Genomic DNA, 12,632 nt, shown 5'->3' on the forward strand with positions numbered 1-12,632 from the left:
TCTCACCACACGGTTAACACGGCAAGGCCAATACAGACGGAGAGGGTAAACAGGGAGAGATCCATTAACATCGGGTGCCAGATTTCACCGGAATACATCCAGTCGCGCAGCAGACGATGCGCAATGAGCCAGATTACAAAACCGACCATCACGGCTTTAAACAGTGGCGGAAAGTAGACCGATGCGCCAACAATCAAATCCTGGAGGGGCAACCCTGCGGAGAAGGAAAACAACGTCACAAGCAGCGATCCTTTGCGGTGGAATGAGGGCCACAATGGCATATTTCAATGCGATGGCGCATTACCGTTCAGTGTAAATCATCCTTTAAGGAATGATGAATACCGTGATTGCATTTGTTTTGGCAATACAAATACTGCAAACTATTCTAAAATCACTATAATCACTTAGCAAGCTAATTATAAGGAGATGAAATTGGAATCGCCATTAGGTTCTGATCTGGCAAGGTTGGTACGCATCTGGCGTGCTCTGATTGACCATCGCCTGAAACCTCTGGAACTTACGCAGACGCACTGGGTTACGCTGCATAACATTCATCAGCTCCCGCCCGATCAGTCACAGATCCAACTGGCAAAAGCGATTGGTATTGAGCAGCCTTCTCTGGTGCGTACCCTTGACCAGCTGGAAGAGAAGGGACTCATCTCCCGACAAACCTGCGCCAGCGATCGTCGCGCCAAGCGGATTAAATTGACGGAAAAAGCGGCCCCGATTATTACTGAGATGGAAACCGTCATCAGTAAAACGCGAGGGGAGATCCTGGCCGGTATTTCCCCCGCTGAGCTGGAGATGCTGATCGGACTCATCGCCCGTCTTGAACAAAACATCCACGATTTACAGTCACGCGACTGACGTTGTTCACAGGCCTTGCTGGTGCAAGGCCTTTGTCATGTTCTGAATACCACCACCCGGTTGCGGCCCGTCTCTTTTGCCTCGTACATGGCTTTATCCGCGCTTTCCACACAGGTTTCAGCGCTGGTTTCCGGCGAGGTGGCGGTGAATACCCCCATACTAATGGTAATCGGTTCCGGGAGATAACCGCCGCTGCTGACGTTGTCGAAACCGCTCAATTTGAGACGTATGCGTTCGGCAACCTGTTGCGCAAGATCGGAAGAGGTATTTGTCAGCATGAGCACAAATTCTTCGCCGCCGATCCGCGCCGCGATATCCTGCGGTCGCACTGAATCGGTCAACAGGTTTGAGACAAACTGTAAAACCTTATCCCCCTGCAAATGGCCGTAGCAGTCGTTAATGCGTTTGAAACGGTCAAGATCGCTCACGATTACCGATACCGGGTGCGCCATCGATGCTGTACTCAGCGCCTGATTTAATGAATCATAGAAATAGCTGCGATTATACAGACGGGTGAGGGGATCGCGGATCGAGTTTTGATAAGACTGCTGATATTTAACATGCGAGTCACGATACAAATTAAATACGTCGGAAAGTAAGATGAAAATAATCATCAGCGTAGCGACAGTTTCGAATAACCGTGCGCGGTACCATGAAACATCTTCTGCATGTCCGCCTAATAAAAGCATTAGCAGAGTGACGATATAACAGACGCATAAAAAATTGCCGCCGACCCAAAACAAATTCCTTACGCGGGTAATGGCCATCAGGGTGATTAACGTTACTACCCACAGGACGATCAAAATGATATTAATCGCCTGGCTCCAGAGAACCATAAACTGTCGGGTTTCATTGTCCACCAGGTCCAGTGTGAGCAGGGTTGAATGGCTGGAATAGAACAATGCCAGCCCAAGCATACTGCCCGTAAAGAGCGAGGCGCCGACAACGATACCGATGTGGGTGCTTCGTGAGAGAGCGGACGTACGCAGGGTATACAGCAATGCCGAGATGATTATCAGCACCGCCATTAAAAAGTGGCGGAACATATAGAAAATCATGGCGTCATTATAGTTCGCCACGTTGAACTGATAGAGATCAAGCCAGGCCGGGAAGCTGGACAGTGTCCCCACCATCAATAACGCTGAGCCGGCAAAGGCCAGGGCAATGGGAACAAGATATAATCGCCTTCTGTCGCACCAGTATTTCATTGCCATAAAACAGGCAATAAACAGATGAAACACCAGAAGAAATATCGTCAGCGTAGGGAAAAACAAAGGTGAAAACGAAGGAACCCATTCAACAAGTTTTATAAAAAAAGCTTGTAATATGGCAACGATAACAATGCACCCAAGCGCGAAGACCACAAAGCGGTTCTTTACAAATCGACAGATCGCAAGCATAGAGAACTTAAAAATTAAAAAAGAAAAAGAGATTGCGAAGAGTCTAAGCGAGGGAAATAAAAAATACTTTGCGCACGGACAAGAACAGATGAAATGAATAATTCACCATGTGAATGTATTGTGCAAATATATTGTTGGAAATGATGATTTTGTTAAATGGATGCGGTCTGAACAGACCACATCCATCAGGATATTAGCGCGGGGAGACGGTAACCTGGCTGCCGTTGCTTGCCAGTACAACACGCTGGCCAGCAGAGAAGCGGGTGTTACCCTGTTTCTGCACAACCATAATGGTGCTGCCATCGTCTTTACGGATTTCCAGCTCAACGCCCTGAGTTTTGTTCATCGCACCCTGAACGCCCTGACCCGCTACGCCGCCTGCAACTGCACCCGCTGCGGTAGCCAGAGAACGTCCGGTGCCGCCGCCAATGGTATTACCCAGGAAACCACCCAGCACAGCACCACCGATTGCGCCCACCACGTTCGTGTCATCGCCACCCTGAATCTGAACAGGACGGGCATTAACGATAGTACCGTATGTCACGTTCTGTACCTGTTTAGCTTCAGAAGCACTATATACGTCGCCGGAGAGTGAACTGTCATTCACACAACCCGCCAGTGTTAAACCAATCAGCGAAACGCCCAGTACACGTAAAATCATTTGACTCTCCTGTTCACCAAAAAACGCCCGGTTGGGGCATCCGTTATGGCTAAATTATATGGCATTCCTGACCACAGTTCATATCTTTGCATGCCGAATAGATAAATTTTACTTGAACAGGGCTTAACGGGACATAAACAAAAACCGTCTGTGCTACAGGTCTGAGATTGTTAAAAAATATTATCACCGCATAGCAAAGCCGCGTTATTTATGATGGAGTGTTTGCACTTAGCCCATGTAACGTAAGGAAAGCGCATGAAATCGGGTCGCTATATCGGTGTGATGTCTGGTACCAGTCTTGACGGTGTGGATGTCGTTCTGGCCGCCATTGATGAAAACATGGTGGCGCAGCAGGCAAGCCTGACCTGGCCTATTCCTGTCTCGTTAAAAGAAGAGATCCTGAGCATCTGCCAGGGGCAACAGCTGACGCTTTCCCAACTGGGCCAACTGGATGTGCGTCTGGGGGCGCTGTTTGCTGAGGCGGTACTGGCCCTGATGCAGCAGGAAAGACTCCACCCGCAGGATATCGTGGCAATAGGCTGCCATGGGCAGACCGTCTGGCATGAACCTGTCGGCGAGGCGCCGCACACAATGCAAATTGGCGATAACAACCAGATTGTGGCAAAAACCGGCGTGACGGTGGTGGGTGATTTCCGTCGTCGCGATATGGCCCTCGGCGGGCAGGGGGCGCCGCTGGTTCCGGCATTTCATCAGGCGCTGCTGGCGCACCCGGTAGAGCGCAGGATGGTCCTGAACATCGGCGGGATCGCCAACCTGTCGATGCTTATTCCCGGGCAGCCCGTGCGGGGGTACGATACCGGACCCGGTAATATGCTGATGGATGCCTGGATTTGGCGTCAGAGCGGTAAAGCCTATGACAAAGACGCGCAGTGGGCCAGCCAGGGGAAGGTGATCCTTCCCTTGCTGCAAACCCTGTTAAGCGATCCTTTCTTTGCCCTGCCCGCGCCGAAAAGCACGGGGCGGGAATATTTCAACTACGGCTGGCTTGAACGTCAGCTGGCGCGCTTCCCCGGCCTTGCGCCTCAGGATGTGCAGGCTACGCTGACGGAGCTCACCGCGGTGTCGATCTCTGAACAGGTGTTGCTGAGCGGCGGATGTGAGCGCTTGCTGGTATGCGGAGGCGGAAGCCGCAACCCGCTGGTGATGGCACGCCTCGCCGCCTTGCTGCCAGGCACCGAAGTCACGACCACAGATGAAGCCGGGATCAGCGGAGACGACATGGAAGCGCTGGCCTTCGCCTGGCTTGCCTGGCGTACGGTTGCCGGTCTGCCGGGGAATTTACCCTCCGTAACCGGTGCGCGGGAGGCGAGCGTCCTCGGGGCCATTTTCCCCGCAAACCCGCGCCATAATCAGAGTTAACTGAAATTCAGCGGGAGGCGTAACCCGTAAAATAGGGAAAAACAGGAGGGCGGTTAGGCCCTCCAGGACCAGGATAGTCTTCGGAATCTGCCCATGAAAAAACTTCTTCTCATTGCTGTACCTTTTCTTATGACCGGATGCAGCGTCTATAACCAGTTCGTTGAGCGTATGCAAACCGATACGATGGAATATCGTTGTGATGAAAAACCGCTGACGGTGAAGCTGAACAACCCGCGTCAGGAAGCCAGCTTTGTTTATGACAATAAGTTGTTAACGCTGAAGCAGGGAATGTCGGCCTCCGGTGCGCGCTACTCGGACGGGATCTACGTCTTCTGGTCAAAAGGCGACAGCGCCACCGTCTACAAGCGTGACCGCATTGTGCTGAACAATTGTCAGCTTGAAAATCCGAAGCGTTGAGATTTTTGAAGGGGGCGCGCACAATAGCGCCACCCAATCTCACTTTCAGCTAACGCCATGTCAGATAACGACGAACTACAGCAAATTGCGCATCTGCGCCGTGAATACACCAAAGGCGGTCTGCGCCGCCAGGATCTTCCCGCCGAACCGCTGGTGCTTTTTGAACGCTGGCTGAAGCAGGCCTGCGAAGCGAAACTGGCTGACCCGACGGCAATGGTCGTTGCCACGGTTGATGAAAATGGTCAGCCGTATCAACGCATCGTTCTTCTCAAGCATTATGACGAGAAAGGGCTGGTGTTCTACACCAACCTTGGCAGTCGTAAAGCGCATCACCTTGAAAATAATCCGCGTATTAGCCTGCTCTTCCCGTGGCATATGCTGGAGCGCCAGGTGATGGTCACCGGCAAGGTGGAGCGCCTCTCTACGCTCGAAGTGGTGAAATATTTCCACAGCCGCCCACGCGACAGTCAGATCGGTGCCTGGGTCTCTAAACAGTCCAGCCGAATCTCAGCCCGCGGCGTGCTGGAGAGTAAATTCCTCGAACTCAAACAGAAGTTTCAGCAGGGTGAAGTACCGCTGCCGAGTTTCTGGGGCGGGTTCCGCATCCCCATTGAGCAGATGGAATTCTGGCAGGGCGGTGAACACCGCCTGCACGACCGCTTTTTATACCAGCGCGACAACGGTGGCTGGAAAATCGACAGACTGGCACCGTAATCCCCAAAATTTGTTGATTTAAGCGCTAGCGCACACTGCGCTGGCGCTTTATTCTATGGTCCTTTCGCATCAGGCGAAAAGTCGTGTACCGGCAAAGGTGCAGTCGTTTATACATGGAGAATTTGATGGCAAGCAGTAACTTGATTAAACAATTGCAAGAGCGGGGCCTCGTGGCCCAGGTGACGGACGAGGAAGCGTTAGCAGAGCGACTGGCGCAAGGCCCGATCGCGCTCTATTGCGGCTTCGATCCCACCGCTGACAGCTTGCATTTGGGGCATCTTGTTCCATTGTTATGCCTGAAACGCTTCCAGATGGCGGGCCATAAGCCTGTTGCCCTGGTGGGCGGCGCGACCGGTCTGATTGGCGACCCAAGTTTCAAAGCCGCTGAGCGTAAGCTGAATACTGAAGACACCGTGCAGGAGTGGGTGGATAAGATCCGTAAACAGGTTGCACCGTTCTTGGATTTCGACTGCGGTGACAACTCTGCGATTGCGGCGAACAACTACGACTGGTTTGGTGGCATGAACGTGCTGACGTTCCTGCGTGACATCGGCAAACACTTCTCTGTTAACCAGATGATTAACAAAGAAGCAGTGAAGCAGCGTCTTAACCGTGACGATCAGGGTATCTCTTTCACCGAGTTCTCCTACAACCTGTTGCAGGGGTATGACTTCGCCTGCCTGAACAAGCTGCACGGCGTCTCTCTGCAAATTGGCGGTTCCGACCAGTGGGGTAACATCACCTCCGGTATCGATCTGACCCGTCGCCTCCACCAGAATCAGGTGTTTGGTCTGACCGTGCCGTTGATCACCAAAGCCGACGGTACCAAGTTCGGTAAGACCGAAGGCGGCGCGGTATGGCTGGATCCGAAGAAAACCAGCCCGTACAAGTTCTACCAGTTCTGGATCAACACGGCGGATGCCGATGTTTATCGCTTCCTGAAGTTCTTCACCTTTATGGATATCGAAGAAATCAATGCGCTCGAAGAAGAAGACAAGAACAGCGGTAAAGCACCACGCGCCCAGTACGTGCTGGCGGACGAAGTGACCAAACTGGTTCACGGCGAAGAAGGTCTGGCGGCGGCGAAGCGCATCACGGCGAGCCTGTTCAACGGGACCCTGAGCGATTTAAGCGAAGCGGATTTCGAACAGTTGGCGCAGGATGGCGTGCCGATGGTAGAGATGGAAAAAGGCGCCGATCTGATGCAGGCGCTGGTGGACTCCGAGCTCCAGCCGTCTCGCGGTCAGGCGCGTAAAACCATTGCCTCTAACGCGATCACCATTAATGGCGAAAAACAGGCCGATCCGGAATACACCTTTACCGAGAACGACCGTCTCTATGGTCGCTACACGCTGCTGCGTCGCGGTAAGAAAAATTACTGCCTGGTCTGCTGGAAGTAATTAAAAGTATGCAGGGGCGTGGGAAACCACGCCCCTTTTGTTTTGACAGGGTTTGGTAAGTACAACATGAAGAACATCCTCGCCATTCAGTCCCACGTTGTGTTTGGACATGCTGGCAACAGCGCTGCGGAATTCCCGATGCGCCGCCTCGGCGTTAACGTCTGGCCCCTCAATACCGTCCAGTTCTCGAATCACACCCAGTACGGTAAATGGACCGGCTGCGTGATGCCGCCGTCGCATCTGACGGAAATCGTTCAGGGGATTGCGGATATCGACCAGCTCAAACGCTGCGATGCCGTACTGAGCGGCTATCTGGGTTCGGCGGAGCAGGGGGAGCATATCCTCGGCATTGTGCGCCAGGTGAAAGCGGCAAACCCCGCGGCGAAATATTTCTGCGATCCGGTCATGGGGCATCCTGAAAAAGGCTGCATCGTAGCGCCGGGCGTTGCGGAGTTTCATGTCCGTCATGCATTGCTCGCCAGCGATATTATTGCCCCCAACCTGATTGAACTTGAGATCCTGTGCGAGCATCCGGTCACCAGCGTAAAAGAGGCTGTAAGCGCCTCTCGCGAGCTGATCGCCCAGGGGCCAGAGATTGTGCTGGTTAAGCACCTGGCACGCGCAGGGTTGAGCCAGGACCGTTTTGAAATGCTGCTGGTGACGAAGGATGAAGCCTGGCATATCAGTCGACCGCTGGTGGATTTCGGTGCACGTCAGCCTGTCGGGGTCGGGGATGTGACCAGCGGTTTGCTGCTGGTGAAGCTATTGCAGGGCGCGAGCCTGCGCGATGCGCTGGAGCACGTCACCGCAGCCGTTTATGAAATCATGATTGCGACGAAGACGATGCAGGAATATGAGCTCCAGGTCGTCGCGGCGCAGGATCGCATCGCGAAGCCGGAGCACTATTTTAGCGCAACACAGCTTTAGAAAACGCCCGACGGCGCTGCGCTTGCACGGGCCTACGGAATTTGTAGGCCGGGTAAGCGTCAGCGCCACCCGGTAACCCAGGCCTTTCGGTTAATTCAACCCTTCCGCTTTCAGCGCCGCCGCCACCGCAGGACGCTCCGCCACGCGCGTCATATACGATGCGACATGGTCTAATCCTTCCATGTTCAGCTTAACCGCGCGCGCCCAGCGCAGAACGGTAAACAGATAGGCATCGGCGATGGTGAAACGCGAGCCACAGATCCACTGGTCGTCTTTCAGCGCGTCGTTAACGTACTGCAACTTTTTCTCCAGCAGCGCGCGCACGGTAGGTTTGTACTCTTCCGGCGTGTCCGGGCGGAACAGGGGCGTAAAGCCTTTGTGCAGTTCGGTGGCAATATAGTTCAGCCACTCCAGCGTTTTATAACGCGCAATGCTGCCGGTGGGGGCAAGGAGCTGACGATCCGGTACGTTGTCCGCCAGGAATTGCATAATCGCCACCCCTTCGGTCAGCAGGGTGCCATCATCCAGCAGCAGGGCCGGAACCTGGCCTTTTGGGTTAATCGCAAAAAAGTCATCCCCGTTTTCCAGGCGCTTTTTCATCAGGTCAACGCCGTCCAGCGTGAAATCTTTACCGCTCTCGCGAAGCGTAATATGGGAAGCAAGAGAGCAGGCGCCCGGTTTATAGAACAGTTTCATCGGTAACTCCTTTTTGCTGAGGTTCAAGCTATGTTAGTGCGCGCTCGGATAAAAAAAAAGCCGCTAATTACTTAGCGGCTTCTGTTCAGTCGTTTCCCGATGACATTACGCGTTCGCGGTTTTAATCGCTTTAGCGGATTTGTCGTCGTCCTGCGTCATACGATTCAGTTTAGGTGCGGTCAGCAGCATCAGCACGGCAATCACGGCGGTCGCGATACCAATTTGCATGAACACGGTGCCGTAGACATTCAGGGAAACCAGCGGGTCGGTAACGTTGTCTGGTACCGCCATCAGGTTCGCAATCTTACCTGCGATGATAGCCGCGCCAGCGGTGGTCAGGAACCAGCTGCCCATGATGAAGCCCATCAGACGCTGAGGGACCAGCTGCGCAACCATCGCCAGGCCCAGACCGGAGATCATCAGTTCACCGATGGATTGCAGCGCATAGCTCAGGATCAGCCAGTTAACAGACACGATACCCGCGTCGGTCGCGAATTTCGTCCCCAGCGGCAGCACCAGGAACGCGCCAGAGCACAGCACCATACCGATAGCGAACTTGTGCGGCATAGGCAGACGGTCGCCCATCTTGTTATAGATAGCGGCCAGAATCGGGCTACCAATCATGATCCAGAACGGGTTCAGGGCCTGATACTGCTCCGGCTCGAACGCGATACCAAGGATGGAGTGCTCAACGTTGCGGATAGCGAAGAAGTTCAGAGACGTTGGCATCTGGCTGTACAGAACGAAGAAGATGATCGCTTCCAGCATCAGGATGAACGCCACAATCATCTTACGACGTGCCGCACCCTGCATCGCAAAGGCTTCTTTCGCGAAGATGATCACGATACCCAGCGCAACCACGCCCAGTACGGCACGTGCAACGCCCTGGTTGTGCAGCAGCCAGGTGGCGACAGCGGCCAGGATCACGATGCCGACGATGGTTGCCAGCAGTTTGCCCATGTGCACGGGTTCGAAGTCTGGTTTTGAACCATAGTCTTTAACCCAGCTACGGCAGAACAGGAAGTTCACAACGGTGATCAGCATACCCACGAAGCTCAGCGCAAACGCTACGCTCCAGCCGAATTTTGCGGCCAGCCATGGGGTTGCCAGCATAGAGAAGAAGGAACCGATGTTGATGGACATGTAGTACATGGTAAATGCACCGTCCAGACGTGGGTCATCTTTGCTGTAGCAGGTAGAGAGCAGGGAAGACGGGTTCGCCTTGAAGAGGCCGTTACCTACCGCGATGGTAGCCATGCCCATGTAAACCACACCTGCATCGTGCCCGGACCAGGCAACCAGCCCATAGCCAATCGCCAGAACAACGGCACCCAGCATAATGACTCGTTTAGTACCGAGGACTTTATCGCCTAACCAGCCGCCGATAGCAACCAGGCCATACACCAGGGCGCTGAAGGAAGAGAACAGCGTGATGGAATCGGCTTCAGACATACCCAGCTGTTTAACCAGGTAAACCGCCATGATCCCTTGCAGGCCGTAGTAGCCAAAACGTTCCCATAATTCGATAGAGAAAATGAGATAGAACGCTTTAGGCTGTTTGAAAGCGTTAAGACTTACGCTCTCATCTGTTGGTTTATTGTTTGCAGTAGACACATATACCTCTTTTTTTACATCCCATATTAACGGGGGTGTTCATAGCGTGATGACCGTAGTCCATCCGCTTTATAGTTATATTGGGAGGGGAAACGGCGGGTAATGTTCACTATCCAGTCCCATCTGGCAATACGTTTGTAATAATCTGTTACATTTAACTCTGGCGGTATAATCATCGGTTCACGCAAATGTTATGCAGCGTTAAATTTCATTGGTTGAAAATAAGTGGTTTTTTTCACTGTAAAAGACCCTGTTCAACGGCTGTATGGCGATATGTTCTGCTATTTTGGGTGATTGGCAGTGATATAGCCCATATTCTGAAAAATGACTGGTCTTATGTGCGGTATGGAATCGATGAAATCTTGTCTGACAAAGGGGTTGAGCGGGTTTTAACAACAAAAATCCAACATCAAGTTATCAGAGTGATCGCGATCACAGATGTATAGAAATTTTTGGTGATGAAAAAACTATTAACCTGTTTGAGTGTTAAATGACCGAAGAATCGACAATCCGTAAAGGAGAAAGAGAGGGCAATTTATGGTCAATCGGGAAGATATCAGAGCCCTTGTTAATTTTAAGGGCTTAAACCGATAAGAAGTAAGATGGTTTACGCTCAGGGATAGACTTTTTCTTTGTATTCGCAGAGATCTTCGATAATGCAGGAACCGCAGCGTGGCTTACGGGCAATACAGGTATACCGTCCGTGCAGGATCAGCCAGTGGTGGCAGTCCACCTTAAATTCCGCCGGGACCACTTTTAACAGCTTCTCTTCCACCTCTTCCACGTTTTTACCCGGCGCGAACCGGGTACGGTTAGAGACGCGAAAGATATGGGTATCCACGGCGATAGTCGGCCAGCCAAACGCCGTGTTCAGCACCACATTTGCCGTTTTACGCCCGACGCCCGGCAACGCTTCCAGCGCAGCGCGGTCTTCCGGGACTTCACCGCCGTGCTGCTCCAGCAGGATCCGGCAGGTCTTAATGACGTTTTCGGCCTTGCTGTTAAACAGGCCAATGGTCTTGATATAGGATTTCACACCTTCAACGCCCAGCTCCAGCATGGCCTGCGGCGTATTGGCGACAGGGTAGAGCAGGGCCGTGGCTTTGTTGACGCTCACGTCCGTCGCCTGTGCAGAGAGCAGCACCGCGATCAACAGTTCAAACGGCGAGTTAAAGTTCAGCTCTGTCGTAGGATGAGGATTCTCATCGCGCAGGCGCGTCAGGATCGCAATGCGTTTCTCTTTATTCATACTGCTTTCTCGGGGATCCCTTCCTGTACGCTGCGCTCAGCGGCGCGGCGTTTACGTTTTTCATCAATCAGGTATTTTAACGCCAGCATCATTCCAAGGCCAATGAAGGCGCCAGGCGGCAGCATGGCCAGCAGGAACGGAGTGTCCGTATGGAACACCTCAATACGCAGCGACTTCGCCCAGCCGCCAAGCAGCGCATCTGCGCCGTCAAACAGCGTGCCGTTGCCTAATATTTCACGCAGCGATCCCAGCACGAACATCGCGCAGGTCGCGCCCATTCCGATAGCGAAACCGTCCAGGGCAGACATAGCAGGGCTGTTTTTTACCGCAAAGGCTTCTGCGCGGCCAACGACGATACAGTTGGTGACGATCAGCGGAATGAAGATCCCAAGCGATTGATAAAGCCCAAACGCATAGGCGTTGATCAGCATCTGTACCACGCTCACCACCGAGGCGATGATCATGACATAAATCGGAATGCGGATCTCCGACGGCGTCCAGCGGCGCAGGGCGGATATGGACAGGTTTGTCAGGGTCAGCACCAGTGTGGTTGCCAGCCCCAGACCCAGTGCGTTGGTGGCGGTCGATGTGACGGCCAACAGCGGACACATCCCCAGCAGCTGAACCAGCGCAGAGTTGTTTTTCCATAGCCCCTGAACGATAACCTCTTTAACCTGGTTCATGATTACTCCTCGCAGGCCTGAAGACCGTTGATCTGCGCGGGCAGCGTTTGTGCATACAGCCCGGCTCGTTTTACGGCGTTAACCACGGCACGCGGGGTAATAGTCGCGCCCGTGAACTGGTCAAATTCGCCGCCGTCTTTTTTTACCGCAAAGGCAGCATCGTCTTCACCGTGGATAACTTTACCGGCAAAGTGCAGTATCCAGTCGCTTAGACGTGTTTCAATTTTGTCCCCCAGGCCCGGCGTTTCGTGGTGTTCAGTCACGCGGGTGCCCAGTACGGTACCTGAGAAATCAGCCCCTACGAGCAGCTGAATGGCCCCTGAATAGCCATCCGGCGCAGTCGTTTCCAGCACTGCGCCCACTGCGTTATCCCCTTTACGGGCAATGAAGACGCGATGCATGCCATTGCCAAGCTCCGGTGCGTCTACAACAAAGCAGCTTTTTTGCAGGTCATTATCGTAGAAGTCGGATGGGATCACCTGATCGAACAGCGCCTTTTGCTGCTTCATTGCCTGCTCTGCAATGGTTGTTTTCGTCAGTTCATTTACCAGCGCGGTCAGCCCGGTGAGGGCGGCAGCGAAGATCGCCAGCGTAACGCCGTGTTTTTGCATTGTTTTTAGCATG

The 12,632-nt window shown here is 53.2% G+C and carries 14 protein-coding genes; 6 read left to right on the forward strand and 8 right to left on the reverse strand.

Annotated elements, in window-relative coordinates; all coding sequences use genetic code 11:
• Nucleotides 1-2: 2 nt before the first annotated feature.
• Nucleotides 3-239 (reverse strand): DUF1656 domain-containing protein, encoded by a 237-nt coding sequence (locus RS584_RS09360; RefSeq protein ID WP_180240328.1) that lies wholly within the window; start codon nt 237-239, stop codon nt 3-5.
• Nucleotides 240-426: 187 nt separating this feature from the next.
• Here RS584_RS09360 and slyA point away from each other — a divergent pair, with 187 nt between their 5' ends.
• Complete coding sequence (gene slyA, locus RS584_RS09365) at nt 427-867, forward strand: transcriptional regulator SlyA (RefSeq protein WP_006808997.1); 441 nt, start codon at nt 427-429, stop codon at nt 865-867.
• A gap of 35 nt (nt 868-902) precedes the next feature.
• Here slyA and RS584_RS09370 read toward each other — a convergent pair whose 3' ends face one another.
• Nucleotides 903-2,267, reverse strand: a complete 1,365-nt coding sequence (locus RS584_RS09370; RefSeq protein ID WP_315749473.1) for a GGDEF domain-containing protein — start codon at nt 2,265-2,267, stop codon at nt 903-905.
• Nucleotides 2,268-2,460: 193 nt separating this feature from the next.
• Complete coding sequence (gene slyB, locus RS584_RS09375; protein WP_003857604.1) at nt 2,461-2,928, reverse strand: outer membrane lipoprotein SlyB; 468 nt, start codon at nt 2,926-2,928, stop codon at nt 2,461-2,463.
• Between the two features lie 255 nt (nt 2,929-3,183).
• Between slyB and anmK the strand changes: the two genes are divergently transcribed.
• The 5 genes from anmK (at nt 3,184) to pdxY (ending at nt 7,766) form a co-directional block, all read left to right on the forward strand.
• Nucleotides 3,184-4,308: an anhydro-N-acetylmuramic acid kinase gene (gene anmK, locus RS584_RS09380; RefSeq protein WP_315749475.1), complete on the forward strand. Its 1,125-nt coding sequence runs from the start codon at nt 3,184-3,186 to the stop codon at nt 4,306-4,308.
• Nucleotides 4,309-4,401: 93 nt separating this feature from the next.
• A complete protein-coding gene (gene mliC / locus RS584_RS09385; RefSeq protein WP_047737586.1) occupies nt 4,402-4,725 on the forward strand; it encodes a C-type lysozyme inhibitor in 324 nt (107 codons plus the stop codon).
• Between the two features lie 57 nt (nt 4,726-4,782).
• Nucleotides 4,783-5,439: a pyridoxamine 5'-phosphate oxidase gene (gene pdxH, locus RS584_RS09390; RefSeq protein WP_232945304.1), complete on the forward strand. Its 657-nt coding sequence runs from the start codon at nt 4,783-4,785 to the stop codon at nt 5,437-5,439.
• Between the two features lie 125 nt (nt 5,440-5,564).
• Nucleotides 5,565-6,839 (forward strand): tyrosine--tRNA ligase, encoded by a 1,275-nt coding sequence (gene tyrS / locus RS584_RS09395; protein WP_017384594.1) that lies wholly within the window; start codon nt 5,565-5,567, stop codon nt 6,837-6,839.
• A gap of 66 nt (nt 6,840-6,905) precedes the next feature.
• Nucleotides 6,906-7,766, forward strand: coding sequence for a pyridoxal kinase PdxY (pdxY, locus tag RS584_RS09400; RefSeq protein WP_315749479.1), 861 nt, complete (start codon nt 6,906-6,908; stop codon nt 7,764-7,766).
• Between the two features lie 90 nt (nt 7,767-7,856).
• Here pdxY and gstA read toward each other — a convergent pair whose 3' ends face one another.
• The 5 genes from gstA to rsxG all read right to left on the reverse strand — a co-directional run bounded on the left by gstA (nt 7,857) and on the right by rsxG (nt 12,631).
• Entirely contained in the window at nt 7,857-8,462 is a 606-nt protein-coding gene (gene gstA / locus RS584_RS09405) for a glutathione transferase GstA (RefSeq protein ID WP_003857598.1), read from the reverse strand.
• 105 nt (nt 8,463-8,567) lie between these two features.
• Nucleotides 8,568-10,076, reverse strand: a complete 1,509-nt coding sequence (gene dtpA / locus RS584_RS09410; protein WP_003857596.1) for a dipeptide/tripeptide permease DtpA — start codon at nt 10,074-10,076, stop codon at nt 8,568-8,570.
• Between the two features lie 613 nt (nt 10,077-10,689).
• The gene (gene nth / locus RS584_RS09415) at nt 10,690-11,325 is read right to left on the reverse strand and encodes an endonuclease III (RefSeq protein ID WP_015570668.1); all 636 of its coding nucleotides are present in this window, start codon (nt 11,323-11,325) and stop codon (nt 10,690-10,692) included.
• Nucleotides 11,322-12,008 carry an electron transport complex subunit E gene (locus RS584_RS09420; protein ID WP_193041993.1) on the reverse strand — a complete coding sequence of 229 codons (687 nt, stop codon included), beginning with the start codon at nt 12,006-12,008 and terminating at the stop codon, nt 11,322-11,324. The genes nth and RS584_RS09420 overlap by 4 nt, the downstream gene beginning before the upstream one ends.
• A gap of 2 nt (nt 12,009-12,010) precedes the next feature.
• Nucleotides 12,011-12,631 carry an electron transport complex subunit RsxG gene (gene rsxG / locus RS584_RS09425; protein WP_315749481.1) on the reverse strand — a complete coding sequence of 207 codons (621 nt, stop codon included), beginning with the start codon at nt 12,629-12,631 and terminating at the stop codon, nt 12,011-12,013.
• Nucleotide 12,632: the final 1 nt, after the last annotated feature.

The sequence above is a fragment of the Enterobacter sp. DTU_2021_1002640_1_SI_PRY_ASU_LCPMC_013 genome, assembly GCF_032389435.1.
In the GTDB taxonomy this organism is placed as follows: Bacteria; Pseudomonadota; Gammaproteobacteria; order Enterobacterales; family Enterobacteriaceae; genus Enterobacter; species Enterobacter hormaechei_C.